Below are 25,291 nucleotides of genomic sequence, written 5' to 3'. Positions count from 1 at the left end.
GCGGCACGGCAGGGCCGCGGTGGCCGGGCAGGAGGCCGGTCCGCGGGCCGAGCGGCGCGCAGACGCGTGCCGGCGACGGGCTGATCGGCGCGGCGGCATGAACCTGCAACGGGCCGACCACCGCTGGGACGGAACCAGCAACGCGCCCACCGGTGCGAAGACGTGAACCAGCGACGTGCTGACCGGCGCGAAGACGTGAACCAGCGACGTGCCACCGGTGAGGAGACGCGTGCCGGCGCCCTCGGGGCCCGGTCAGGCCGGGAGGGCCGGGGCTCTCGGCGACGTGCGCAGCGGCGTGGCCAGGGCGGCCAGGGCGTGCTCCAGGGCATGCAGATGGCGCAGGGCCGCCTCGGCCGCCGGGTGGTGGTGCGGGCCGGGCTCAAGCGCGGACGCCGGTGCCGCCGTCGCCGCGCCACCGCGCGCCGCCGGGGTGACCAGGGCCTCCACCGCCGCCTCGACCCGGCGGCACGCCGCCGTCAGCCGGGCGTCGTGGGAGGCGGCCGGGTCGGCGGCCACGGCGGCCAGGCCGCGTACCTCGCGGGCGCAGTCGTCCAGCAGGGCGATGATCTGCCGGGCGCGCGACCTGCGGCCGTGCAGCGGGCTGAGCGGGTGGACCAGCGGCGCCAGCGCGAGGCGGACGCGGCCGAGCAGCAGCTCCAGCTCGGCGGCGTGCGGTGCGGGGTCCGCACCGTCGTCCCCGGCGAGGCGACGGGTGGCCGCGCTGGTGCAGCCGCGTACGCAGTGCAGCGCCCGCTCGATCCAGGCGTCGGTCGCCGCGTGCGTGGTGACCGGCAGGACCAGCGCGACGGCGAGCGCCGCGCCGAGCGCGCCCACCACGGTCTCCTCGAAGCGCAACAGCAGCAGCCCGGGGTGGAGCACGCCGAGCAGCCCGTACAGCAGTCCGGCCATGACGGTGACGAAGAACATCATCCAGCTGTACGACGGCGCCGCCGTGTAGAAGATCCCGAAGACACAGACCGCGACCAGCGCGGCCGTCGGCGCGGGCGCGCCGTGCAGCGGCAGGGCGACGAGCAGACCGGCGGCGATGCCCGCGACCGTGCCGAGGACCCGCCGGAAGCCGCGGACCAGGGTCTCGCCCCGCGACGCGGTGTTCACGAAGATCCACCAGGCCGTGCCGACGGCCCAGTACCAGCGCTCGTGCGAGAGGAACTGGCCCGCCGCTACCGCGATGGCGCAGGCCACCGTCGCCTGGAATGCCTGGCGGGTGGTGGGCCGGGCCAGTCCCCGGCCGCTGAGCGGGGCCGGGGCGGGCGGCGGCGGGGTGCGCCGCTCGATGCACCACACACCGAAGCGGACCAGCGCCGAGGCGGCGATCGCCAGCGCGATCGCCCCGTACAGCTCGGGCAGCTGCGCCGGGACGGCGTGCAGGAACTGGGTGGTGAAGAACATCATGAAGCCGAAGATGCCGAGCGCGTGGCCGCGCGGGCCCCAGCGCCGGGCGTAGACCCCGGCGAAGACCACGGCGAGCCAGGCGGTGTCGCGCGGCAGCGGGGCGCCGTGCAGCGTCGTGGCCAGGGCGAGCACCGGGAATCCCACCGCCGACAGGAGTGCGGTGGTGAGCGCCTGGCCCCGGACGGTGGCGTCGCCGACGGTGAAGAGCGCGAGGAGCGCGGCGAGGCCCGCGGTGATGGAGGCGGGCAGGGACATGCCGCAGAGCTCGGCGGCGGTGACGGCCAGGGCGATGCCCAGGACGGCCCGTACGGAGACCCTCAGTCGCAACAGCCCCGGATCCGGAGCCACAAACATCCTCTTCACGGCGGTCGCCGCGCCCCCCTTCGCTGGAGCAGAACCCTCGTCGGCTTGCCGGTGCGCGGGCGCACGAGGACCCGGGCATGGCAAAGGCGCCGCGGTCCGGGACCGGCGTCGTCGCCGCCCGGCGCTGCGCAGCGCCATCTACTTGCTACATACAGAGGAAAGCATCCGCGGTGACACTGGCTCAACCGGGCTTGTTTCGACTGGACCATTGGTACAGTTGAATCGCGTACGGCAGGACCAGGAAGGGGCCAACGGACCATGGCGGTGGACGCGCTCGACACCCGAATCCTGCGGCTCCTCATCGAGCGGCCGCGCACGAGCGTGCGGGAGTACGCACGGCTGCTCGGCATCGCGCGCGGCACGCTCCAGGCGCGGCTCGACCGCCTGGAGCGCGACGGAGTGATCACCGGGACGGGCCCGTTCCTCTCCCCCGCCGCCCTCGGCCACCCGGTCCTGGCCTTCGTCCACGTCGAGGTCACCCAGGGCCATCTCAACGAGGTGGGCGACGCCCTCGCGGCCGTACCGGAGATCGTCGAGGCCTTCTCGATCACCGGCGGCGGCGATCTGCTGACCCGGGTCGTGGCCCGCGACGCCGGTCATCTCGAAGACGTCATCCAGCGCCTGATCCAGCTCCCGGGCGTGGTGCGCACCCGCACCGAGGTGGCCCTGCGCGAACGGGTGCCGCACCGGCTGCTGCCGCTGGTGGAGGCGGTGGGGCGGGCTGCCGCAGCACCGCAGGAGACCGGCACGGGCACGCATTCCCGGTGACCGGTCGTGACGTGACGGATCGTGACGTTACCGATCGGGCGTGAGGGGCCGGCGTGACGGCCCGTCGGATCTGACCCACCGGATCTGGGCCGTCGGATTGGCCCCCCGCCGAAGACAGGTCTACGTTCGAGGACATCGGCGTGCGCACGCCCTACTTTGGGAGACATCTGACATGGCAAAGATCCTTTTCGTGATGACCGGCGCCGACCACTGGACGCTCGCCGACGGCAGCAAGCACCCGACCGGCTTCTGGGCGGAGGAGGCCGTGGCCCCGTACGAGGTGTTCACCGGCGCGGGCCACGAGATCGTCGTCGCCACGCCCGGCGGGGTCGTCCCGCCCGTCGACAAGGGCAGCCTCGCCGCCGAGGTCAACGGCGGCCAGGAGAACGCCGACCGCGTCGCCAAGACGCTGGCCTCGATTGATGAGCTCCGCAAGCCCGTGAAGCTGGAGGAGGTCGACCTCGACGCGTACGACGCCGTGTTCTACCCCGGCGGCCACGGGCCGATGGAGGACCTGTCGGTCGACGCCGACTCCGGCAGGCTGCTGACCGAGGCGCTCGCCTCGGGCAAGCCGCTCGGCGTGGTGTGCCACGCCCCGGCCGCGCTGCTCGCCGCGACGGGCAAGGACGGCTCCAACGCGTTCGCGGGCTACCGGCTGACCGGCTTCACCAACGCCGAGGAGACCCAGGCGGGCCTCGCGGACAAGGCGAAGTGGCTGCTCCAGGACCGGCTGGTCGAGCTCGGCGCCGACTTCCAGGAGGGCGAGCCGTGGGCCCCGCACGTGGTCACCGACCGCAATCTGGTGACCGGGCAGAACCCGTCGTCCGCCGGTCCGCTGGCCGCCGAGCTCCTGAAGCGGCTGGCCGCCTGACACCCGGGGGCTTCGCCGCTTCCCGCTCCGAGTTGCGTACCGCCCGGGAGCCGGAAGGCTTGGAGGCGACGCCCGTACGGCATCGGAGCACCGCCATCCGGCTCAGCAAGGGGACAGATCCATGCAGGACCTCGCAGCGCTCGCCGAGGAGCACCTGGCCAAGGCACACCTCGCCTCGCACGGCCGCAGCGCCCATCTCATCGTGCACGACGGCGCGCTGCGGCAGAGCGTGATCGCGCTGACCTCGGACTCCGAGCTCGACGAGCACAACGCGCCGATCTCGGCCAGCCTCCAGGTGCTGCGCGGCCATGTCCGGCTGACGTCGAACAGCGGCAACAAGGAGCTCCGCGCGGGCGAACTCTGCGAGATCCCCAACGAACGCCACGGCCTGCTCGCCCTGGAGGACTCGGTGGTGCTCCTGACGGCCGTCACCGCCGTGGAGTAGCCGCCAGGTCGCTCGGTGAGCGGGGCGGCGGTCCCCCGCGCGGTCCCGCTCCCCCGCCCACCCGGGTCACCACGAAGGCGGCCGGCGTCAGCACCCACGCCGCCACCGCGACCCACAGCAGCACCACGCCCAGCGTGTGCAGCCCCCTGACGTGCGGGGCGGCTCCGGTGGACAGGCAGGCCACCGCCGTCATCCCCAGCGGGAAGACGCTCGCCCAGCGCCGTACGTCGTAGTACGGCCGGGGCCGGACCACCTCCGCCGTCAGCAGGATGGCGTACCAGGCGAGAGCGAGGCCGAGCAGGACCAGGGTGGCCGTGCGCAGGGCCTGGTGGGCGCCCCCGGTCCACAGCGGGCACGCGGTCAGCTTCGAGCCGGCCAGAAGGTGGCGGCGAGAACCAGCCACACCGCGCCGGCCAGCGCCGGCGCCGCGCGCGAGAAGGTCTCGTGGCCGACGAGGTGCGGGCCGACGGAGAGGATGCCGGTCGCCATGACGGCGGAACCGGCCGCCGGGGGGAGTTCGGCCCACCAGGGGCCGGGAGGACGGGTCACCGTGTCATCGGTACGCGGCGGCCGCCAGGCCCGCCACTCGGACGCGCCAACGGGACGACCGGGGGCCCGCGCGGCTTGGTCCAGACCTATTGACGGAAGGTCTGGACCACCTTACGGTGTGGCGCAGCCTGACCCGGCGCGCCGCAGCCTCACCCGGTGAGCCGCTGTCGGGCCCGGTACGTCGACTGCCGGGCCCGGTACGTCGCAGCCTCACCCGGTGCGGCCGCCGACCCGTACCGCAACCGGACCCCGTACGTCTCCAGGTTCCCCACAACCCAGGAGGTACCCCCATGCTCGGTCGGATGTTACGTCTCGCGGGAGCCGGCCTGGCGCTGGCCCTCGCCGCGCAGTTGCCCGCCGCGGCAGCGCCCGCCGCACCCCAGGGCGACACCTGCGCGGTCAAGTCGAAGCCCACGGGCAAGGTGCTCCAGGGCTACTGGGAGAACTGGGACGGCTCCTCCAACGGCGTCCATCCGCCGTTCGGCTGGACCCCGATCACCGACTCCCGTATCGCCGCGCACGGTTACAACGTCCTCAACGCGGCGTTCCCGGTCATCCGCTCCGACGGCACCGCGCTGTGGGAGGACGGGATGGACGCGACCGTGAAGGTCGCGACCCCGGCGGAGATGTGCGCGGCCAAGGCGGCCGGGCAGACGGTCCTGCTGTCCATCGGCGGGGCGGCGGCCGGGATCGACCTCAACTCCAGCGCGGTCGCGGACAGGTTCGTGGCGACGGTCGTGCCCATCCTCAAGACGTACAACTTCGACGGCATCGACATCGACCTCGAGACCGGTCTGGTCGGTAGCGGAAACATCGGCCAACTCTCCACGTCCCAGGCGAACCTGGTCCGCATCATCGACGGCGTCCTCGCCCGGATGCCGTCGAACTTCGGGCTCACGATGGCTCCGGAGACGGCGTACGTCACGGGCGGCAGCGTCACGTACGGGTCGATCTGGGGCGCGTATCTGCCCATCGTGAAGAAGTACGCCGACAACGGCCGGCTGTGGTGGCTGAACATGCAGTACTACAACGGCAGCATGTACGGCTGCTCCGGCGACTCGTACGCGGCGGGCACCGTCCAGGGCTTCACCGCGCAGACCGACTGCCTCAACAAGGGCCTGGTCGTCCAGGGCACCACCGTCAGGGTCCCCTACGACAAGCAGGTCCCGGGCCTGCCCGCACAGCCGGGCGCCGGGGGCGGCCATATGACGCCGGGCCTGGTCTCACAGGCATGGCAGCACTACGGCGGTGCGCTCAAGGGCCTGATGACCTGGTCGGTCAACTGGGACGGGTCGAAGAACTGGACCTTCGGCACCAACGTGAAGGCGCTGCAAGGGCGCTGACCACGGCCGGCCCGGACCTCCGGCGCTTCCCGGTCCTTGACGCCGGACCGCCGGCGCGCATCGTGGGAAGATGACGGCCGCCGCCGACGACTCGAACGTCGGCGGCGGCCGTACGGATCCTGCATCCGTCCCTCCCTGGTCGGCCGGTTGCAGGATCCAGGAACCCCCGGGCCGGTTCACCGCGGCGCGTGGGAGTTGACCACGGCGGGACCCCGGCAAAGGGGCGGACAGGGTTGGCCTCATCACAGCACCCGAGGTCTGGGGGCCATCACACCCAGGGACAGGGGGCGCGCACTGCTCGGCGAGACACGCTTCGCGGAGCGAGGTGCGGGGCTTCTCGAAGCCCGATGGGTCGAGCGTAGGCGAGAGCCGCGCCCGGCGATACCCCGCCGAGCGCCGATATCCGGACGAAATCCGGCGCGGTCGGCGGAGGTGTCGTCGAGCCTGGGCTCACCACGAAACGTGCAGGCCGGACGGCTCGGCCGCGCCGCTGCCGGGCACCGCCTCCGCAGTAGGCTGAAAATGTGGCCCGTCAGGCGGCGCCGTCAGGCGGCACAGACGGAAGCGCGTAGTGTGCGGACCGAGTCCGTGGGCGTGTCGCCCGGGCGGGACCCGGCCGCTGCGGAACGGGGACCGGTGATCAGCGACGGCATGGCCGACGTGCTGCGGTCGCTCCGCGCGGGCCGTGGCGGCGACCCCGCCCGACTGTGCGCCCAGGCGCTGGGCGCCGCCGGGGTAGCGGTCTCGCTCCTGGTGGGGGACGGGCGGATGGCCGAGCCCGTCTGGTGTTATCCCGAGGTCAGCGCGAGGTTCGAGGACCTCCAGTTCACGCTGGGCGAGGGCCCGGGGCCCGAGGCGGTCCGCCTCGGCACCCCCGTCCTCCAGCCCGACTTCGACACCGTTCGCACCGACCGCTGGCCGGCCCTGCTGCCCGCCGCCCGCGAGCTGCGGGTGCACGGGGTGTGCTGCTTCCCGCTGGGCATCGGAGCCATCCGTACCGGCGTCCTGACGGTGCTGTGCACCGAGGAGCGGCGGCTGTCGGACCAGCAGTACGCCGACGCCGTCGCGCTGGCCACCGCGCTGACCGGTGCCTTCCTCAGCGGGGACGCGCACAACGGCGACCGGAGCCTGGACGGCAGGCGCACCGGACTCGGCACGGCTCCTTGAGCTGTTCGCCCTCCAGCACGACCAGGGCCCCTGTGTCGAGTGCTACGGCTCCGGCGCGGCCCGCACCAACATCGACCTGACCAGTCACGCGGCCGCCACCTCCTGGCCCCGCTTCGCCCTGCGGGCCCAGGAGACCGGCTATGTGGCCACGCACGCGCTGCCGCTGCGGCTGCGCAGCCGGATCGTCGGGGCGCTGAACCTCTTCCAGACGACGCCCCGGCGGCTCGGCGACGACGACGTGGCCCTCGCCCAGGCGCTCGCGGACGTGGCGACCATCGCGATCCTCCAACAGCGCACGCTGGAGCAGTCGCACGTCGAGAACAGCCAGCTGGAGAACGCGCTCACCAGCCGCATCCTCATAGAGCAGGTCAAGGGCGTGCTGGCGGAGCGGTGGGGCACCTCGGTGGACGACGCGTTCGCCGCGTTCCGCACGTACGCGCGCTCCCGCCATCTGCGGCTGTCGGAGCTGGCCGGGCGGATCGTCGCGGGCTCCTTCGACACGTCGACGATTCCCGCCCCCACCGTGGAACAAGCCGCGCGGCTAGGGCCTGTCCGGTGGGTCAGGTCGGGACGCCCGCGTCGAGCGCGGACAGGTCCGAAGCCGCCCGAGCACACATTTTCCGCCACCGCACACCAGTGTCCGAAAACCTGCACACCTCATGCGCAGACCGGTCACCGCCGCACACCCACGTCCACAGGTCCGCACAGGATTCGGGGCTTTTGGTGAGGGAGTGTCCGAGTTGCCGCGGACAGGGCCATGGGCAAAGGGAATTCATCAGGTGAAGCTCGTGAAGAAGATGCCACCGAACCATGAACGCCCCTGCACGCATCGGTAATTGATGACCCGAAAAACCCCTGATCAGAGGCGGTGCGATTGGCTGTGCACGGCGTCGGCGTGCTTTGATCCTGCCCCATGCGGAGCCCCCCTGACGGGCCATCTCCGCACGGAAATCCCCCCACGCCATTCCCCCCAACACGAAGGGCAGTTTCCTCATGAACAACACCCCCCAGGTCGAGACCCGCGAGATCTCCGACGCCGACCTCGACAACGTGTCCGGCGGCCTCGTCGGCACCGCGCTCGGCAACGTGACCGGCACCGCCGACTCGCTCCTCCCGGTCTCGGGCATCGTGGGCTCGGTCACGGGTCTGGTCCAGTCGGCCACCGGTGTGAACACCGGCGTCGTCACCGGCCTGGCGTCCGGCCTCGTCGCCGGTCTCTGAGACTGCGCGTGAGCCCCGGAACCCGCTCGGTTCCGGGGCTCCCCCGCATCCGTTCCAGGAAAAGCCAGGTAAGGCCGGGCAAGGTCAGCCAGGCCAGGTGAGGGCAGAGCACCCGTGCAATTTCGTCAACAGGCCCTTTCCAAGCTCCAGTCACCGGAGGAACTCGACCTGCCGGTGCGTTTCGCGCGCCCGCAGGGGCGGCTCGTCCTCGCCGTCACCGTGGCCGTCATGGCCGCCGCCTGCCTCTGGGCGGTGACCGGTTCGGTCTCCTCCACCCTCAGCGCGCCCGGCATCCTCACCCACGCCCAGGGCAGTTACGTCCTGCAGAGCCCCGTGGCCGGGCAGGTCACCGGTGTGCTCGCCAAGGAGGGCCAGACCCTCCCCGCCGGAGCCCCGCTCCTCAAGGTCCGCACCGAGCACGGCGACCGGGTCGTCCGCGCGATCGCGGCGGGCCGGCTGACCACACTCAGGGCCGCCATCGGCGCGGTCGTCGCCACCGGCGCGGACGTGGCGAGCGTCGAGCGGACCGACGGCGCCGACGACCCCCTGATGGCGATGCTGTACGTGCCCGGCGCCGGTGGCGCCTCCGTCCGGGTCGGCGCGTCCGTCGACCTCACCGTCCAGTCCGTGCCCAGCGGGCAGTACGGAGTGCTGCGCGGCAGGGTGGCGGCCGTCGGCCGGAGCCCCCAGACGAGCGAGCGGATCGCCGCCTTCCTCGGCGACGCCCAGCTCGGCGAGCAGTTCTCGCAGCACGGCAGGCCGGTCGCGGTCCTGGTGGAGCTCGACCGCTCGGCCGCCTCGAAGTCGGGCTACCGCTGGTCCACGGCCCAGGGCCCTCCGTACGCGGTCGACTCCATGACCTTGGCCACCGGCTCCGTCCACCTGGCCGACCAGCGTCCCCTCGATTGGCTCCTCCCGTGACCGCACCCCCCGCCTCCTCCGCGCCCCCGCAGCTCCCGCCCCCCGGCCGCGGCCGGCACCGCCCCGAGAGCGCCCCCGCGGGCAGGCGCCGGGCGCGGCCGACGCCGAAGGCGAAGCGGGCGAGGACCGTGCGCAGCCCCACCGTCCTCCAGATGGAGGCCCTGGAGTGCGGCGCCGCCTCGCTGGCGATGGTGCTCGCCCACTACGGCCGCCATGTGCCGCTGGAAGAGCTGCGCATCGCGTGCGGCGTCTCGCGCGACGGCTCGCGCGCCAGCAACGTGCTGAAGGCCGCCCGCAGTTACGGGCTGACGGCCAAGGGCATGCAGATGGAACCCGCCGCGCTCGGGGAGGTGCGCGCGCCCGCCATCCTGTTCTGGGAGTTCAACCACTACGTCGTCTACGACGGCACGGGGCGCCGCTTCGGACGGCGCGGCGTGTACATCAACGACCCCGACAAGGGCCGCCGGTTCGTGCCTTCCGAGGACTTCGACACCAGCTTCACCGGTGTCGTCCTGGTCCTCGAACCCGGCGACGGATTCCGGCGCGGCGGCCGCAGGCCCGGGGTGCTGGGCGCGCTGCCCGCGCGGCTGCGCGGCACCACCGGCACGATGCTGGTCGCGCTCCTCGCCAGTCTGCTGCTCGTGGCGGTCGGGGCGACACTGCCCGCGCTGAGCCGTACGTACATCGACTCGTTCCTGATCGGTGATCAGACCTCGCTGCTGGGCGTGCTGTTCGCCGCCATGGGCGTCATGGTGGCGCTCACCGCCGCGCTGACCTGGCTCCAGCAGGCCAATCTGCTGCGCGGGCGCGTCATCTCGTCGACGCTCGGCGGCGCCCGGTTCTTCCGGCACCTGCTGCGGCTGCCGGTGACCTTCTTCGCCCAGCGCAGCCCCGCCGACCTCGTCCAGCGGCTCCAGTCCAACGACGCGGTCGCCGAGACGCTGGCCCGCGACCTCACCGCGGCGGGCGTCGACGGCGTCGTGGTGCTGCTCTACGCCTTCCTGCTGTGGACCTACGACCCGCAGCTCACCGTCATCGGGGTGGGTATCGCGCTGCTCAACGTGGTCGCGATGCGCGTGGTGGTACGCCTGCGGGCGACCCGTACGCAGAAGCTGCGGGCCGACAGCGCCCGGCTGACCAACACCTCGTACACCGGGCTCCAGTTGATCGAGACGATGAAGGCGACCGGCGGCGAGGACGGGTACTTCCGCCGCTGGGCCGGGCAGCACGCCACCACGCTGGAGGAGCAGCAGCGCCTCGGGGTGCCGAGCGCGTGGCTGGGGGTCGTCGCCCCGCTGCTCGCCACGCTCAACAGCGCGCTGATCCTGTGGATCGGCGGGCTGCGGGCGGTGGAGGGGCACCTCTCGATCGGGCTGCTCGTCGCCTTCCAGGCGCTGGTGACCCGCTTCACCGCGCCGGTCACCCGGCTCAACTCGGTGGCGGGCCGGATCCAGGACTTCGCGGCCGACGTGGCCCGGCTCAAGGACGTGGAGAACTTCCCGGTGGACGCGCTGTACACACGCGACGAGCCGGAGCACAGCACCCGCAGGCTCAAGGGCCATGTGACGCTCGACGACATCACCTTCGGTTACAGCCCGCTGGACGCGCCGCTGCTCACCGGCTTCTCGCTGTCCGTCGGGCCGGGGCAGCAGGTGGCGCTCGTCGGCGGCTCCGGCAGCGGCAAGTCGACGGTCTCCCGGCTCGTCTCGGGGCTCTACGCCCCCTGGGAGGGCACGATCCGCATCGACGGGCAGCGCCTGGAGGACATCCCCCGCAGCGCGCTCGCCGCCTCGGTCTCCTTCGTCGACCAGGACGTCTTCCTCTTCGAGGGGACCGTGCGGGACAACGTGGCGCTGTGGGACCCGTCGGTGACGGACGACGCGGTCGTCGCCGCCCTCCAGGACGCGGCCCTGTACGAGGTCGTCGCCCGCCGCCCGGGCGGCATCCACGGCCGGGTCGAGCAGGACGGCCGCAACTTCTCCGGCGGCCAGCGCCAGCGCCTGGAGATCGCCCGCGCGCTGGTGCGCCGCCCCAGCATCCTGGTCCTCGACGAGGTCACCAGCGCCCTGGACGCGGAGACCGAGCAGATCATCATCGACAACCTGCGCCGGCGCGGCTGCGCCTGCGTCGTGATCGCCCACCGGCTGAGCACGGTCCGCGACAGCGACGAGATCGTGGTCCTGGACCACGGCGCCGTCGTGGAGCGCGGGCGCCACGAGGAGCTGCTCGCGGCGGGCGGGCCGTACGCCGAGCTGGTCAAGGAGCACTGAGGTGACGTCCGTACACGGTCTCGCCGACTCCGGCGCACTCGGGCACGACCCGGTCCTCGCCGCACTCGGCGGCCTCGGCCAGGAGATCGACTGCACCGGTCTGCGCGGCTTCTCCCTGGAGGGGCCGCAGGTGCTGTGGCTCGTCGTGGGCGGCGCCCTCGACCTGTTCGCGGTGGACGCGGCGGCGCAGGGCCACTGGCACTTCCTGGGCCGCCTGGAGCCCGGCACGCTGCTGCTGGGCCCGGTGGAGGGCCCGCAGCACACCCTGATCGGCAGGCCGCTGCGCGCGTGCGTGCTGCGCCGGATCCCACTGCGCGAGCTGTACCGGTCCGCGTACGCGGATTCGATGGCGTACGAGGGCGGCTACGGCAGCAGTTACGACACCGGGGACGCGGCCCTCAGCCTGCTCGAACACGCCTTCTCTCTCGGTGTCGGGCGCGGCCAGCAGGTGCTGTTCGAGGCTCCGCTGGACGGCCGGACGACGGTCGACGAGCCGGTGGCCGACGACGACGTCCTGTGGCTGCCGGTCTCCCCCGGCAGCGTCCAGTACGGCGCCGCGTTCAGCGCCGAGGCGGCCGGGAACCTGCTGGTCGACGGGGCGCTGTGGCAGGGCATGGTCAACCGGCAGCACCGGCTGCTCACCGCCCTGGACCGCTGGATCGAGCGCATGGAGCGCGCGCACGAGGACCGCACGGCGGCCGGCATCAAGGCGGGCGAGGCCGTCCGCGACGAGGCCGACCGGGCCCTGCTGACCTCCATCGGCCGCCCCGGCAGGGCGCCTTCGCGCACGGCGGGGGCGAGCGACGACGCCACCTACGCGGTGTGCTCCCTCGTCGCCCGCGCCGCCGGGATCACCCTCACCGAGCCGTCCAGGAGCGGCGCGGTGAGCGAGCGGATCGACCCCGTCGAGCAGGTGGCGGTCGCCTCCCGGATCCGGAGCCGCCCGGTGCGCCTCGACGGAAGCTGGTGGAGCGAGAACGCCGGTCCCCTGGTGGGCCGCCGGGCGGCGAGCGGAGCGCCGGTGGCGCTGCTGTGGCGGCGCGGCGGGTACGAGGCGGTGAACCCGGCGACCGGGCGGCGCACCCGGGTCGGCGCGGCCAACGCCGAGGAGTTCGAGCAGCGGGCCGTCATGTTCTACCGGCCGCTGCCCGAGACGCCGCTGAGCAAGTGGGGGCTGCTGCGGTTCGGACTGCGCGGCACCCGTGCCGACCTGCGCAACCTGGTCCTCGCCGGGCTGGTCACGGTCGGGCTCGGCGCGCTGGTGCCGCTCGCCACCGGCCAGGTGCTCGGGGAGTACGTGCCCCGGGCCGAGACCGGCCTCATCGCCCAGGTCTCGCTGGCGATCATCGTCAGCGGCATCGTCGCGGCGGCCTTCTCACTGATGCAGAACCTGACCCTGCTGCGGATGGAGGGGCGCATCGAGAGCACGCTTCAACCCGCCGTCTGGGACCGGCTGTTGAGGCTTCCGACGAAGTTCTTCACCGAGCGCTCCACCGGTGAGCTGGCGAGCGCGGCGATGGGGGTGAGCGCGATCCGCCGGGTGCTGTCCGGTCTGACCCCGGTGGTGGTCCAGGCGGGCACCGTCGGCGCGATGAACCTGGTGCTGCTGCTCTGCTTCAGCGTCCCGCTCGCCCTGACCGCGCTCGGGATGCTCGCCGTGATCGCGGCGGTCTTCCTCGCCCTCGGCATCTGGGAGCTGCGCTGGCAGCGCCGCCTGGTCGAGCTCGGCAACAAGCTCAACAACCAGGCCTTCCAGACCCTGCGCGGACTGCCCAAACTGCGGGTCGCGGCGGCGGAGAGCTTCGCGTACGGGGCGTGGGCGCGGGAGTTCGCCCGCAGCCGGGAGCTCCAGCAGCGGGCGGACCGGATCAAGAACCTGACGACGGTGCTCAACGCCGTCTATCTGCCGCTGTGTTCGCTGGTGATGTTCATGCTGCTCGCGGGCCCCGCGCGCGGCTCGCTGTCGGCCGGTGCCTTCCTGACCTTCAACACCTCGGTGACCATGCTGCTGACCTCGGTCACCCAGCTCACCGGGGCGTTCCTGTCGGCCGCCGCCGCGCTGCCGATGTTCGAACAGATCAAGCCGGTGCTCGACGAGGCGCCGGAAGTACGCGGCACCGGCACCCAGCCCGGCGCGCTGTCCGGGGAGATCGAGGCCCGCGGCCTCTCCTTCCGCTACACCGACGACGGTCCGCTCGTCCTGGACGACGTGTCCCTGAAGGTGCGGCCCGGCGAGTTCGTGGCGATCGTCGGCCCCAGCGGCTGCGGCAAGTCGACCCTGCTGAGGCTGCTCATCGGCTTCGACCGCCCGGTCGCGGGCCACGTCCTGTACGACGGGCAGGACCTGGCGGCGCTCGACCGGGCGGCCGTGCGCCGCCAGTGCGGTGTGGTCCTCCAGCACGCCCAGCCGCTCAGCGGGTCGATCCTGGAGTGCATCTGCGGCGCGGAGGCGTTCACCCAGGAAGAGGTGTGGGAGGCGGCCGCGATGGCGGGGCTCGCCGAGGACATCAAGCGCATGCCGATGGGCCTGCACACCATGATCGCCCATGGCGGCGCGGTCTCCGGCGGTCAGCGCCAGCGGCTGATGATCGCCCAGGCGCTCGTCCGGCGCCCCCGGATCCTCTTCTTCGACGAGGCGACCAGCGCGCTCGACAACGAGACCCAGCGCGTCGTCATCGAGAGCACCCGCGCCCTGGACGCCACGCGCGTCGTGATCGCCCACCGGCTCTCCACGGTCCTGGACGCCGACCGCGTGATCGTGATGTCCGAGGGCCGCGTGGTCCAGCAGGGGCCGCCCGCCGAGCTCCTGGCGGACACCGGCGGGCGCCTGCACGAGCTGGTACGACGGCAGTTGCGGTGATCCCCTACCGGCGGTGATGGCTCGTCAGAAACTGGCCTGCGCCCGGACGTCCGCGCGGCCGACGGACTCCAGCTCGTACATCGTGCAGTACAGCCGACGGATGTACTCGATGTCGTGGTCGCGGGCCCGGGCCTCCTTGACGGGATACAGCACCGTCAGCTCGTACGAGCGCTCGCGGTTGATGTCGCCGTCCTTGTCGCGCCACTGGCCGCGCCCCTCCTGGAGGGTGAGGCCGGACGGGAAGCGCGGGGTGATCACATCGGCGACGTACTTCATGAACTCGTCTTCGGTGATCGGCGGTTTGCCGCCGTGGCGGCCCGTGCCGAAGTAGAGGTGGGTGGCGATGTACGGGCTGCCGTGCCCTTCGGTGCTCTGCGCGGTCGCGGCTGCGGGAGCGGCATTCCCGTAGGCGACCTCGGACACCGGTCCCCCGGTGGCGAAGAGGAGCGCGACCGCCACGACGGCGGCGGCCACGGGCGTCGAAATCCGAATGTGCAGCATGCGGGTCCTGTCTGTCGACGGAGGTGGTGGGGGTGATTCCGAGGGGTCAGGGGATCCGGGTCGCGGGGCCGCCGGGCCGCGCGGGCAGCGACTCCAGCAGGAAGGCGCCCGCGTCCCGCAGGTTCGGCGGGGCCCCGGGGCTCGCGAGCAGCCGCACCGCCGTGGCGCCGAGCGTCTCGGTGGTGCGTACGGAGCCGATCCCGGCGGCCCGGGGTGCGACGTCCGCGATCAGCGCCTCCGCCTCACCCCAGGCCCGCGCCCGTACCAGCGCCGACAGCAGCTCCGCGGTGAACAGGTGGCGGTAGGACGGGCCGGGTGCGGTGGCCGCCTCGTGGAGCAGGGGAACGGCCCGGTCCCAGGCGCGCAGCCGGGACAGCACCCAGCCCTCGTGGCCGAGCAGTTCGTTCCGGTCGATCCACCAGGCCCACGGCGGGTCGTTCGGGGAGGCGCCGTCGAGGAAGCGGCTGCGGGCGCGGGAGATCAGGGCCACGGCTTCACGGCTTCCGCCGAGCATGGCGGTCGCGTGCGCCCGCCGGACCAGGACGAGGCTGTCCACCAGGGCGGGCAGGGGCCGGGGCCCGGCCACCCGGGCAGCGGCCTCCAGGGCTGCCTTCGGGCGGCCGGTGTGGGCCTCCAGCATGCTGTGGTTGAGCAGCGTCAGCCGGGCCGTGCCCCGGTCGCCGCAGAGCTCCGCGAGGGCGAGGGACCGCGCGTTCATGCGGCGTGCCCGGCCGTAATGGCCCGCGTCGAAGAGGATCCAGCCGATCACCTCGCTCAACTCGGCGAGGGCGGCGAGCAGATCGCGGTCGCGGTCGCTTTCGCGCAGCCGGGCGGGGTCGGCCGACAGCTGCGGGATGCGGCGCAGCGCCTCGCGCACGGCGGGCACCGCGGCCGTGGCACCGCGCGAGGCGTCGAGGGCGACGAGGCGCTCGATCGCGCGGAGGGCGGCGGGGATCAGAGTGCTGGCGTCCTCCGCGCACGCCTCCTCGGGGAACAGGCCGTTGGGGCCCTCGGGGTTCAGACTGCCGGGTTCCTCCGCGCACGCCTCCTCGGGGAACAGGGCGTTGGGGCCCTCGGGGTTCAGACTGCCGGGTTCCTCCGCGCACGGCTCCTGGGGGGTCAGAGTGCGGAGGCCCTCCGCGCACGCCTCCTCGCGGGCCGACGTGGCCCGGGTCGTTCGTGCGGTCATGAGGTGACCCGGGCCTCGACGCGCGGGGGGCGGCCCTGGGCGAGGGCGGTGAACGAGGAGGCCACCTCGGTCAGCCACTCCACCTCGTCGCAGAAGTCCTCGTACGGCGGACGTGCGGGGATGTCGGACGCGTCGGCCTGCTCGGCGCGCTCCTCGGGCGGACGGCTCAGCACGGCCCGCACCTGGAGCGCCTCGCCGAGGGGCGAGGTGGGGTCCTCGGGCAGGTCGAGGGAGCGGGCCTCGCGCGCGAAGTCCGCGAGGGAGAGCGAGGTGCGCAGGGTGAGCTGGCCGTCGCGGATCTCGATGACGCGCCGGTAGAGGCTGTAGTGCGGATCGCGGGGCGGGATGAGGTCGAGCGGCCAGCACCGCGGCGGGTCGAGCGCGATGTCCGGCGACGCCTGGTACAGCGCCCACCACAGCGGCCGCAGTCGCAGATACGAGCGGTAGCTGCGCAGCCAGCCGAGCGCGCGGGTGATGTGGATCCCCCAGGACGGGATGGTCCAGCCGGTGATCTGGAGCAGGGCCCCGATGCTGCCGCACGACCACTGCACGGGGTCGAGGGCGGATCCGTCGAAGTGCAGCCGGGTGCCGGCGATCTGGATGCCGCGCGTGACGCAGTAGACCAGGATCAGACTCGCGCCGACGGTCACCGTCCGCATACCGACCTTGAGCCATTGCCGGTTGGCCATCTTGGTGAACCGGAGGGAAAGCCGCACGGTCTCGAATTGGCCAATAGCGCAAATCACCAAATAGAACGACATGTACAAGGCGTATTCGCCGTGCTGAATACTGAGCAGGATCGTCGAGGTGGCCGTCTTGGACTTTGTGACGGGGCTGACGGCGATGGACGCGGCCACAAGTACACAGAGCGCGGCGCCGAAGAACATCACCCGGCGCCCGGCCCTGCGCCGGGCCTCTTCGGGCGGGCACGACCAGTACACGAGGACGACCTGCTGGGCCGCGGTGAGCACGACCACCGCCACCTGCACGATGAGCGAGGTGACGTTGGGACGGCCGAAGAGCGCCGAGATGTGCACCCGCAGGGCGTCCAGATCGACCAGGAAGCTGATCCCCGAGCAGAGGAAATAGGTGCACAGCGCCCACAGGGCCGTGTCGTGCTTTCTGCGCAGCAGATCCGGCAGCCGGTACGCGAACGCCGCGAGGCCGCCGATGGCGCAGGTCCACGCCAGCAATCCGTAGACAGTGTTCATCTGTTGTCAGTCATCTGTTGTCAGTCACCCGTTGTAAGCCACTGGTTGTCAGTCAGCGGTTGTCAGTCAGCGGTTGTCAGTTGCCAGTTGTCCGTCACCGGTCGCCCGTCACCCGTTGTCGTTCATCCGCTGTCCGGTTTCCCCACACCGCTCTCGATCCGGGCGACGACCTCCGCGGCCTCGTCCGGGACGCCCCAGGCGGGTTCGAGCCACCGCTTGGTGGCCCTGGCCAGAATCAAAGAGGCCATCGTCTCGGCCTCCTGCTCCTCGTCGTCGCTGTAGCGCGAGCGCATGAGCATGCTCCGGACGGCCCCGGGTTCGACGTCGGTGAACAGCTCTCCCGCGTCACCGCGGTCGAAATTCACGGAGCCGCGGTGCTGGAAGGCGATATGGGCCAGCTCATGGGCGATGATGTGTTCCTTGTGTGACTGCGATGCGGCCTTCTCGTAAGCGATGACATCGAAGTCGTCCATTTTCAGCCAAAGCCCGAAGAGATGACGCTCGGGGAACGGCATCGGAATCAGATGGATCGGCCGTCGGTTCTGGGCGCTGAGATAGCGGTGCAGTTCCTCGATGCCGCAGCCGTGCTCCATGCCCCACTCCGCCAGCAGCGCCTCACAGGTATGACGGACCTTTTTGAGGCGGCGCCTGCGCCGACGGCCCTCCGGTGACGGTAACGCTGAGTCAGGCAACACGGAATTGACCTCACTGATTCAACGAGCCCGTGATTCAGGGCCCCTGATCCCCGCGGACAATGCGGCCATGATGCCATACGCTCAACTCGCGAAAGATTGCCGCGAGTTCCCTTTGGCCGCATGGGGCAGGACCACGCCGGTGCCCCTTTCGTCCGGGTCATGGTGAATGGGTGTGTGCGCACCCGTGAGCGGAACTCCCGTCCCGCCCCGCCGCGCCGCGACGATCTCGGCGGCGATGGACAGCGCGGTCTCCTCCGGCGTACGGGCCCCGAGGTCGAGCCCGATCGGCGAGCGCAGCCGGGCCAGTTCGCGCTCGCTCAGGCCGGTCTCGCGCAGTCTGCGGTCGCGGTCCTCGTGGGTGCGCCGTGAGCCCATCGCGCCGACGTACGCGACGGGCAGCCGCAGGGCGGTCTCCAGGAGCGGGACGTCGAACTTGGCGTCGTGGGTCAGCACGCACAGCACCGTGCGCCCATCGGTCCCGGTGCTCCGCAGATAGCGGTGCGGCCAGTCGACCACCACCTCGTCGGCCTCCGGGAAGCGCTCCCGGGTGGCGAAGACGGGGCGCGCGTCGCAGACGGTCACGTGGTAGCCGAGGAACTTGCCCGTACGCACCAGGGCGGCCGCGAAGTCCACGGCGCCGAAGACGATCAGGCGGGGCGGCGGCACGCTCGACTCGACGAACACCGTGAGCCCGACCGTGAGCCCGTCCGGCGCGCCCACCCCGCAGCGCTCTCCCGTCTGCGCCACGTGGAACTCGCCGGTGCGCCCCGCCTCCAGCAGGGCGCGGGCCTCGGCCGCCGCGGCCCGGTCGAGGCCGGGGAGCCCGCCGAGCCCGCCTTCGTACGATCCGTCGGGGCGTACGAGCAGGGCTCTGCCCAGCCGTCCGACGGGACCCGCCACCACCCGGGCCAGGGCTGCGGCCCCTCCCCCGGCCGCGGCCGCGAGCGCCGCCTCGACCACCGCCCTGTCCGGCGCGTCCGCCCGCACCGGCGCGACGAGCACGTCGACGACCCCGCCACAGGTCAGCCCGACCGCGAAGGCGTCCTCGTCGCTGTAGCCGAACCGTTCGCGCACCGGCTCACCGTCCTGGAGCGCCTGCACGCACAGGTCGTAGACCGCCGCCTCCACACAGCCGCCGGAGACCGAGCCGACGGCGGTGCCGTGGCCGTCCACGGCGAGCGCGGCGCCCGGGCCACGCGGCGCGCTGCCGCCCACGGCCACCACGGTGGCCACGGCGAAGTCCCGGCCCTCCCGCGCCCACCGGTCCAGCTCCCCGGCGATGTCAAGCACCGCGGCTCCCGTCCGGCCCGGCCCCGGTCCCGGGCTCTGCCCCTGTCCCCGCCAGCAGGACGCGGTCCGGGCGGATCGGGAGGTCGCGGTGGCGTACGCCCGTCGCGTGCCAGACGGCATTGGCGACCGCCGCCGCGGCCCCCACGATCCCGATCTCCCCGATGCCCTTGATGCCGACCGGGTCGTCCACGTCCGGGTCGTCGACCCAGTCCGCCTCGATCCGCGGCACATCGGCGTGCGCGGCGAAGTGGTAGGCCGCGAGGTCCGGCCCCACATGCGCGCCCGAGGCCCGGTCGCGGACCGCCTCCTCGTGCAGCGCCATGGAGATGCCCCAGGTCATGCCGCCGATGAACTGGCCGCGTGCGGTGAGTGGGTTGACGATCCGCCCCGCCGCGAAGATGCCGAGCATGCGCCGCACCCGGATCTCGCCGGTGGCGGGGTCCACGGCGACCTCCGCGAACTGCGCCCCGTACGAGTGCCGCTCCTTCGGGGGCAGCGCGGCGATCGCGGCGGAGGTGTCCGAGCGTGCCGTGAGGCCCTCGGGCGGGATGCCGGCGCCGAGTGCCAGCTGTTCGCGCAGATCGGCCGCCGCGGCCGTGATCGCCCAGGCCCAGGAGCGGGTGCCCGTCGAGCCGCCGGCGATCATCGCGGGGCCGAAGTCGCTGTCCCCGATGCGCACATGGACGCGGCCGGGCTCGACCTCCAGCGCGTCCGCCGCGATCAGGGTCAGCGCGGTGCGCGCGCCCGTCCCGATGTCGGCCGCGGAGATCCTCACGGTGAACGTGCCGTCCGCCTGCGCCGTCACGGCCGCGGTGGAGGGGGCGGCGCCCGCCGGGAAGGTGGCCGCCGCCGTGCCGGTCCCCAGCAGCCAGCGCCCTTCGCGGCGCACTCCCGGTCGCGGGTCGCGCTCCGCCCAGCCGAACCTGCGGGCGCCCTCCTCGAAGCAGGCGAGCACCTTGCGGCCCGCGAACGGCAGCCCGGAGACGGGCCCGACGGACGGTTCGTTGCGGGCCCGCAGCGCGATGGGGTCGATGCCGCACCGCTCGGCGAGCTCGTCGAACGCGGACTCCACGGCGAACGAGCCGGGGGCCTCGCCCGGCGCGCGCATCCAGGTCGGGGTCGGCACGTCCAGCCGGACGAGCCGGTTGGCGGTGCGGTGCGCGTCGGCGTCGTACATCACCCGGCCGAACGCGGCGCTCTGCTCGACGAACTCGCGGACGGTCGAGGTGAGGTTCTGCGCCTCGTGCCCGAAGGCGCGCAGCCGTCCGTCGGCGTCGGCGCCGAGCCTGACCCGGTGGGCGGTGGGGCTGCGGTAGCCGACCAGCGAGAACATCTGACGGCGCGTCAGAACGACGCGGACCGGGCGGTGCAGCACGGTCGCCGCCATCGCGGCGGCCACCTGGTGGGGGCGGACGCCCTTGGAGCCGAAGCCGCCGCCGATGTGCTCGGAGAGCACCCGTACCGAGGCCGGGTCGAGGGAGAAGAGCCTGGCGAGCTCGTCCGCCACCCACTTGCTGCCCTGGTTGGAGTCGAAGACCTCCAGTCGGCCGCCGTCCCAGCGGACCGTCGCCGCGTGCGGCTCCATGGGGTTGTGGTGCTCCTCCGGCGTGCTGTACCGGGCGTCCACGACAACGGCGGACGCCGCGAGTTCGCCCTCCAGGTCCCCCTTGTCCGTTTCCATGGTCTCGCGCGGCTCCGGGATATAGGTGCCGGGACGGTCCGGGGCGAACTCGATGTCGTGCGGCTCCACTTCGTACCGTACGGCCAGCGCCTCCGCCGCCTCCCGGGCCTGTTCGGAGGTCTCGGCGACGACCAGCGCCACCGGCCAGCCCGCGCACGGCACCCGGTCGTCCTGGAAGAGCGCGACGATCGGGTCGGGCCGCCCGAGGAGGCCCTGGTAGTCGGCGTCGACGCGCGGGGCGTTGCCGTGGTGCAGCACGGCGAGAACGCCCGGCATGGCCAGGACCGGGCCGGTCTCCACCGAGAGGACGCGGCCGCGCGCGACGGTGGACACCACCAGCCAGCCGTGGGCGAGGTCGGCGAAGGGGATCTCCCCGGCGTAGCGGGCCGCGCCGGTGACCTTGTCGCGGCCCTCCACGCGGGTGTGGGCGGTGCCGACGGCGCCGGTGACCCGGGGGGATCCGGTGGTCGTGGTCATCGGACGGCCTCCTCGGCGAGTTCGGTGAGCACGGCCACCACGAGATTGCGCATCAGCGTCACCTTGTATCCGTTGTGGGGCAGCGGCTCGGCGGCCGCGAGCTCCGCGTCGGCCGCGGCGGCGAAGGCGTCGGCGCTCACCGGTCCCCCGGTCAGCGCCCGCTCGGCGGCGCGGGCTCGCCACGGCCGGGAGGCCACCGCCCCGAAGGCCAGGCGCACTTCGTGGACGACACCGTCACGCACCTCCAGGGCGGCGGCGATCGAGCCGATGGCGAAGGCGTACGAGGCGCGCTCGCGCACCTTGCGGTAGCTCGAGAGGGCGGCGACCGGCGCGGGCGGCAGCGTCACCGCGGTGATCAGCGCGCCCGGCGGCAGCGCGGTCTCGCGGTGCGGGGTGTCGCCGACCGGCCGGTAGAACGCGTCGAGCGGCAACTCGCCCGGCCCGTCCGCCGTTTCGTACGAGACGACCGCGTCGAAGGCCGCGAGCGCCACCCCCATGTCCGAGGGGTGAACGGCCACGCAGTGCGCGGAGGCGCCGAGGACGGCGTGGTTGTGGTGCTCGCCCTCGACGGCGGCGCAGCCGCTGCCGGGGACGCGCTTGTTGCAGGGGGCGGCGAGGTCGGTGAAGTAGCCGCAGCGGGTGCGCTGGAGGAGGTTGCCGCCGACCGTGGCCATGTTGCGCAGCTGGCCCGAGGCGCCGGCCAGCACCGCCTGCGCCAACGCCGGGTAGCGGCGGCGTACTTCGGGGTGGGCGGCGAGGTCGCTGTTGGTGACGGTCGCGCCGATGCGCAGTCCGCCGTCGCCGGTCGTCTCGATCCGGTCGAGGGGCAGTTCGGTCACGTCGACGAGGAGCGCGGGCCGTTCCACGCCGGACTTCATCAGGTCGACGAGGTTGGTGCCGCCGCCGAGGAAGCGCGCCTCGGGGTCGGAGCCGAGCAGCGCGACCGCGCCGGAGACGTCGACGGCGCGCCGGTAGCCGAACTCCCTCATGCCGCCGCCTCCGTACCGGCCGACCGGCCCTGGGTCTCCTCGGCGGCCCGGGCCACCGCTTCGACGATCGACACATAGGCGCCGCAGCGGCACAGGTTGCCGCTCATGCGCTCGCGGATCTCCTCGGCGGTCAGTCGCGGCACCCCCGCCTCCGGCCGTACGTCGGCGGTCACGGCGCTCGGCCAGCCCGCCGCGTGTTCCTCGATCACGGCGAGGGCCGAACAGATCTGCCCCGGTGTGCAGTAGCCGCACTGATAGCCGTCGAGGTCGAGGAAGGCCTGCTGTACCGGGTGGAGGCGCTCGCCGTCCGCCACGCCCTCGATGGTGGTGATCTCGCGCCCCTCGGCGGCCACCGCGAGCTGGAGGCAGGAGACGGCACGGCGCCCGTCGATCAGTACGGTGCACGCCCCGCACTGCCCCTGGTCGCACCCTTTCTTCGTACCGGTCAGATCGAGGCGCTCGCGCAGGGCGTCGAGCAGGGTGGTGCGGTGGTCGACGGGCAGCGTGTACTTCTCGCCGTTGATGTTCAGGGTGATGGCGCTGGACGTCGATGAGGTCATGAGCAGCCTTCTCTCGCGTGGTTGATGCGAAGCGCCGTCCATCGGGAACCTGCGGCGCGCGCGGCGGAGAGAGGCCGGCCAGGCATGCGCCGGCCGTCCACACCGGCCGTGGCTGCCGCTATGGTGGACCTAAACGGACAGTTGTCCGTTAGCTTCGAACTTAACGGACAGCTGTCCGCTTTCACAAGACCCGAATCCGCCGGGATCATCCACCGGCCGGTGCCCGCGCCTGCGGAAGGAGGACGAGTGCAGCAGAAGAAGGACGCGCCGTTGCGCTCGGACGCGCAGCGGAACCGCGAGCGCATCCTGGAGGTGGCGCTCGCCGAGTTCACCCGCTCCGCCGACGCCCCGCTCAGCGCGATCGCCAAGAAGGCGGGGGTCGGGCAGGGGACGTTCTACCGCCACTTCCCCAACCGCGAGGCCCTGGTCCTGGAGGTCTACCGGTACGAGGTACAGCAGGTCGCCGACACCGCGGCCCAGCTCCTCGCCACCCGCGCCCCGGACCGCGCCCTGCGCGAGTGGATGGACCGCCTCGCCCAGTACGCGATGGCCAAGGCGGGGCTGGCCGAAGCGATGCGCAAGGCCACGGCCCGGGGCACCCTCGCCGGGCTCGGCCACGGGCCGGTGACCGCGGCCGTCACGCTGCTCCTGAACGCGAACGACGAGGCCGGCACCATCCGCCCGGGCGTGACCCCCGACGACTTCGTCCTCGCCATCGCCGGTCTCTGGCAGATCGACCCGCACGGCGACTGGCAGTCCCGCGCGGGCCGCCTCCTCGACCTCGTCATGGACGGGCTGCGGGCGGGGGCACCGGGGCGCCCCCAAGCGCGCTAGGACCAGGTCCTATCCGAGGAAACTCAGCCGCACCTGCCGGTCCGGGTTGTCCTTGTTCGTGTCGACCAGGCACACCGACTGCCAGGTCCCCAGCTCCAGCCGCCCCGCGACCACCGGCAGCGTCGCGTGCGGGGGCACCAGGGCGGGCAGGACGTGGTCGCGGCCGTGGCCGGGGCTGCCGTGGCGGTGCTGCCAGCGGTCGTCGGCCGGAAGGAGCGTGTGCAGGGCGGCCAACAGGTCGTCGTCGCTACCCGCGCCGGTCTCGATGACCGCGATCCCGGCCGTCGCGTGGGGGACGAAGATGTTGAGGAGGCCGTCGCCGCCGCCGGCCGCCTCGTGGAGGAAGCGCTCGCACTCCCGGGTCAGATCGGTGACGGTCTCGGACGTTCCGGTGCTGAGACGCAGGACGCGCGTCGTGAAGACGGACATGGCCCCCATCCTCGCGCCCCTCCGCCAAGACCGCGCGCCCGTCCAGCGAGACGGCGTCGACCGGGTCCGGGAGGGGAGTCGGCAGGGCCCCTCCGGGAAGATCCACGCACCCCCCTTGGTTGGTAGAACCGTGAACGACTTCGGGGCACGGAACGTGGACGTGGTGGTCATCGGCGCCGGACAGGCGGGTCTGTCCGGCGCCTACCATCTGCGCCGGGCGGGGTTCGAGCCGGACCGCGACTTCGTGGTGCTCGACCACGCTCCCCGGCCGGGCGGCGCCTGGCAGTTCCGCTGGCCCTCGCTGACGTACGGCAAGGTGCACGGAATGCACGCACTGCCGGGTATGGAGCTGACCGGCGCGGACCCGGCCCGGCCCTCCTCGGAGGTGATCGCGGGGTACTTCGGCGACTACGAGGACGCCTTCGGGCTGCGGGTGCACCGGCCCGTCGAGGTGAGCGCCGTACGGGAGGACGAGGGCGGGCGGCTGCGCGTCGAGACGTCCGAGGGCGTGTACGCCACCCGGGCGCTGATCAACGCCACCGGCACCTGGGACCGGCCGTTCTGGCCCCGCTACCCGGGTCAGGAGACGTTCCGGGGACGCCAGCTGCACACCGCCAACTACCCCGGGCCCGAGGAGTTCGCGGGCCGGCGGGTGGTGGTGGTCGGCGGTGGTGCCTCGGGCACCCAGCATCTGATGGAGATCGCGGACTACGCGGCCGCCACGACCTGGGTGACCCGGCGCCCGCCCGTCTTCCGGGAGGGCCCGTTCACCGAGGAGTGGGGGCGGGCCGCGGTCGCCATGGTCGAGGAGCGCGTACGCCAGGGGCTGGCGCCGAGGAGCGTGGTGTCGGTGACCGGGCTGCCGGTGAACGAGGCGATCCTGGCGGCCCGCGAGAAGGGGGTCCTGGACCGGCTGCCGATGTTCGACCGGATCACGCCGACCGGCGTGACCTGGGACGACGGGCGGACCGTGGAGGCCGATGTGATCCTCTGGGCGACCGGGTTCCGGCCGGTGATCGACCATCTGTCACCGCTGAGGCTGCGCGCCCCGGGCGGCGGCATCCAGCTCGACGGCACCCGGGCGGTGCGCGACGAGCGCGTGCATCTGGTCGGCTACGGCCCGTCCGCGTCCACGATCGGCGCGAACCGGGCGGGGCGGGCGGCGGTGCGGGAGATCAGGAAGCTGCTCGACGCCTCGGTGAAAGTTCGCTGACGCCCTGCCGGGTGAGGCGGGTCCGGGTCCG

Annotated in this window: 24 protein-coding genes; 12 read left to right on the top strand and 12 right to left on the bottom strand. The window is 72.9% G+C overall.

Annotation, left to right across the window (positions count from 1 at the left end; genetic code table 11):
• Positions 1–252: 252 nt before the first annotated feature.
• Positions 253–1,767 carry an FUSC family protein gene (locus AB0G17_RS16170; RefSeq protein ID WP_361382369.1) on the bottom strand — a complete coding sequence of 505 codons (1,515 nt, stop codon included), beginning with the start codon at positions 1,765–1,767 and terminating at the stop codon, positions 253–255.
• 267 nt (positions 1,768–2,034) lie between these two features.
• Between AB0G17_RS16170 and AB0G17_RS16165 the strand changes: the two genes are divergently transcribed.
• The 3 genes from AB0G17_RS16165 (at position 2,035) to AB0G17_RS16155 (ending at position 3,860) form a co-directional block, all read left to right on the top strand.
• The gene (locus AB0G17_RS16165) at positions 2,035–2,544 is read left to right on the top strand and encodes an Lrp/AsnC family transcriptional regulator (protein ID WP_361381930.1); all 510 of its coding nucleotides are present in this window, start codon (positions 2,035–2,037) and stop codon (positions 2,542–2,544) included.
• A gap of 172 nt (positions 2,545–2,716) precedes the next feature.
• On the top strand, positions 2,717–3,415 hold the full coding sequence (locus tag AB0G17_RS16160; RefSeq protein ID WP_361381927.1) for a type 1 glutamine amidotransferase domain-containing protein: 699 nt from the start codon (positions 2,717–2,719) through the stop codon (positions 3,413–3,415).
• A 121-nt stretch (positions 3,416–3,536) separates the two neighbouring features.
• Positions 3,537–3,860: a cupin gene (locus AB0G17_RS16155; protein WP_361381924.1), complete on the top strand. Its 324-nt coding sequence runs from the start codon at positions 3,537–3,539 to the stop codon at positions 3,858–3,860.
• Here the strand turns inward: AB0G17_RS16155 and AB0G17_RS16150 are convergent.
• The gene (locus AB0G17_RS16150) at positions 3,844–4,263 is read right to left on the bottom strand and encodes a hypothetical protein (RefSeq protein WP_361381921.1); all 420 of its coding nucleotides are present in this window, start codon (positions 4,261–4,263) and stop codon (positions 3,844–3,846) included. The genes AB0G17_RS16155 and AB0G17_RS16150 overlap by 17 nt on opposite strands.
• On the bottom strand, positions 4,221–4,409 hold the full coding sequence (locus AB0G17_RS16145; RefSeq protein WP_361381918.1) for a hypothetical protein: 189 nt from the start codon (positions 4,407–4,409) through the stop codon (positions 4,221–4,223). The genes AB0G17_RS16150 and AB0G17_RS16145 overlap by 43 nt, the downstream gene beginning before the upstream one ends.
• 290 nt (positions 4,410–4,699) lie before the next feature.
• On the opposite strand from AB0G17_RS16145, the gene AB0G17_RS16140 reads away from it, so the two are divergent.
• From AB0G17_RS16140 to AB0G17_RS16110, 7 genes are all read left to right on the top strand, one after another.
• A complete protein-coding gene (locus tag AB0G17_RS16140; protein WP_361381915.1) occupies positions 4,700–5,752 on the top strand; it encodes a chitinase in 1,053 nt (350 codons plus the stop codon).
• 573 nt (positions 5,753–6,325) lie between these two features.
• Positions 6,326–6,919, top strand: a complete 594-nt coding sequence (locus AB0G17_RS16135) for a hypothetical protein (protein WP_361381912.1) — start codon at positions 6,326–6,328, stop codon at positions 6,917–6,919.
• Positions 6,840–7,646 (top strand): GAF and ANTAR domain-containing protein, encoded by an 807-nt coding sequence (locus tag AB0G17_RS16130; protein WP_361381909.1) that lies wholly within the window; start codon positions 6,840–6,842, stop codon positions 7,644–7,646. Before AB0G17_RS16135 ends, AB0G17_RS16130 begins: the two co-directional genes overlap by 80 nt.
• Before the next feature lie 266 nt (positions 7,647–7,912).
• Positions 7,913–8,140, top strand: coding sequence for a type A2 lantipeptide (locus tag AB0G17_RS16125; protein WP_361381906.1), 228 nt, complete (start codon positions 7,913–7,915; stop codon positions 8,138–8,140).
• 114 nt (positions 8,141–8,254) lie between these two features.
• Positions 8,255–9,061, top strand: a complete 807-nt coding sequence (locus tag AB0G17_RS16120; RefSeq protein ID WP_361381903.1) for an HlyD family efflux transporter periplasmic adaptor subunit — start codon at positions 8,255–8,257, stop codon at positions 9,059–9,061.
• Entirely contained in the window at positions 9,058–11,331 is a 2,274-nt protein-coding gene (locus tag AB0G17_RS16115; protein ID WP_361381900.1) for an NHLP family bacteriocin export ABC transporter peptidase/permease/ATPase subunit, read from the top strand. Before AB0G17_RS16120 ends, AB0G17_RS16115 begins: the two co-directional genes overlap by 4 nt.
• A 1-nt stretch (position 11,332) precedes the next feature.
• Positions 11,333–14,191: an NHLP bacteriocin export ABC transporter permease/ATPase subunit gene (locus tag AB0G17_RS16110; protein WP_361381897.1), complete on the top strand. Its 2,859-nt coding sequence runs from the start codon at positions 11,333–11,335 to the stop codon at positions 14,189–14,191.
• Positions 14,192–14,215: 24 nt separating this feature from the next.
• On the opposite strand, the gene AB0G17_RS16105 is transcribed toward AB0G17_RS16110, so the two are convergent.
• From AB0G17_RS16105 to AB0G17_RS16070, 8 genes are all read right to left on the bottom strand, one after another.
• A complete protein-coding gene (locus tag AB0G17_RS16105; protein ID WP_361381894.1) occupies positions 14,216–14,692 on the bottom strand; it encodes a DUF3574 domain-containing protein in 477 nt (158 codons plus the stop codon).
• A gap of 46 nt (positions 14,693–14,738) precedes the next feature.
• Positions 14,739–15,881, bottom strand: coding sequence for a DNA-binding protein (locus AB0G17_RS16100; RefSeq protein WP_361381891.1), 1,143 nt, complete (start codon positions 15,879–15,881; stop codon positions 14,739–14,741).
• The gene (locus AB0G17_RS16095) at positions 15,878–17,092 is read right to left on the bottom strand and encodes an MAB_1171c family putative transporter (protein WP_361381888.1); all 1,215 of its coding nucleotides are present in this window, start codon (positions 17,090–17,092) and stop codon (positions 15,878–15,880) included. Before AB0G17_RS16095 ends, AB0G17_RS16100 begins: the two co-directional genes overlap by 4 nt.
• A 122-nt stretch (positions 17,093–17,214) precedes the next feature.
• Entirely contained in the window at positions 17,215–17,685 is a 471-nt protein-coding gene (locus AB0G17_RS16090; protein WP_361381885.1) for a toxin, read from the bottom strand.
• A 183-nt stretch (positions 17,686–17,868) separates the two neighbouring features.
• Positions 17,869–19,077 carry an XdhC/CoxI family protein gene (locus tag AB0G17_RS16085; protein WP_361381882.1) on the bottom strand — a complete coding sequence of 403 codons (1,209 nt, stop codon included), beginning with the start codon at positions 19,075–19,077 and terminating at the stop codon, positions 17,869–17,871.
• On the bottom strand, positions 19,070–21,235 hold the full coding sequence (locus AB0G17_RS16080; protein WP_361381879.1) for a xanthine dehydrogenase family protein molybdopterin-binding subunit: 2,166 nt from the start codon (positions 21,233–21,235) through the stop codon (positions 19,070–19,072). The genes AB0G17_RS16085 and AB0G17_RS16080 overlap by 8 nt, the downstream gene beginning before the upstream one ends.
• A complete protein-coding gene (locus tag AB0G17_RS16075) occupies positions 21,232–22,224 on the bottom strand; it encodes a xanthine dehydrogenase family protein subunit M (RefSeq protein WP_361381876.1) in 993 nt (330 codons plus the stop codon). Before AB0G17_RS16075 ends, AB0G17_RS16080 begins: the two co-directional genes overlap by 4 nt.
• Positions 22,221–22,784 (bottom strand): 2Fe-2S iron-sulfur cluster-binding protein, encoded by a 564-nt coding sequence (locus tag AB0G17_RS16070; RefSeq protein WP_361381873.1) that lies wholly within the window; start codon positions 22,782–22,784, stop codon positions 22,221–22,223. Before AB0G17_RS16070 ends, AB0G17_RS16075 begins: the two co-directional genes overlap by 4 nt.
• Positions 22,785–23,030: 246 nt before the next feature.
• Here AB0G17_RS16070 and AB0G17_RS16065 point away from each other — a divergent pair, with 246 nt between their 5' ends.
• On the top strand, positions 23,031–23,618 hold the full coding sequence (locus AB0G17_RS16065; RefSeq protein WP_361381870.1) for a TetR/AcrR family transcriptional regulator: 588 nt from the start codon (positions 23,031–23,033) through the stop codon (positions 23,616–23,618).
• Between the two features lie 9 nt (positions 23,619–23,627).
• Here AB0G17_RS16065 and AB0G17_RS16060 read toward each other — a convergent pair whose 3' ends face one another.
• Positions 23,628–24,047, bottom strand: coding sequence for a secondary thiamine-phosphate synthase enzyme YjbQ (locus AB0G17_RS16060; protein WP_361381867.1), 420 nt, complete (start codon positions 24,045–24,047; stop codon positions 23,628–23,630).
• 130 nt (positions 24,048–24,177) lie between these two features.
• Here AB0G17_RS16060 and AB0G17_RS16055 point away from each other — a divergent pair, with 130 nt between their 5' ends.
• The gene (locus tag AB0G17_RS16055) at positions 24,178–25,260 is read left to right on the top strand and encodes an NAD(P)-binding domain-containing protein (RefSeq protein WP_361381864.1); all 1,083 of its coding nucleotides are present in this window, start codon (positions 24,178–24,180) and stop codon (positions 25,258–25,260) included.
• Positions 25,261–25,291 lie beyond the last annotated feature (31 nt).

This window comes from Streptomyces sp. NPDC023838 (assembly GCF_040639555.1).
Lineage (GTDB): Bacteria > Actinomycetota > Actinomycetes > Streptomycetales > Streptomycetaceae > Streptomyces.
Note: the sequence above shows the minus strand (reverse complement) of the source record. Positions and strands in the feature narration are given on the sequence as shown.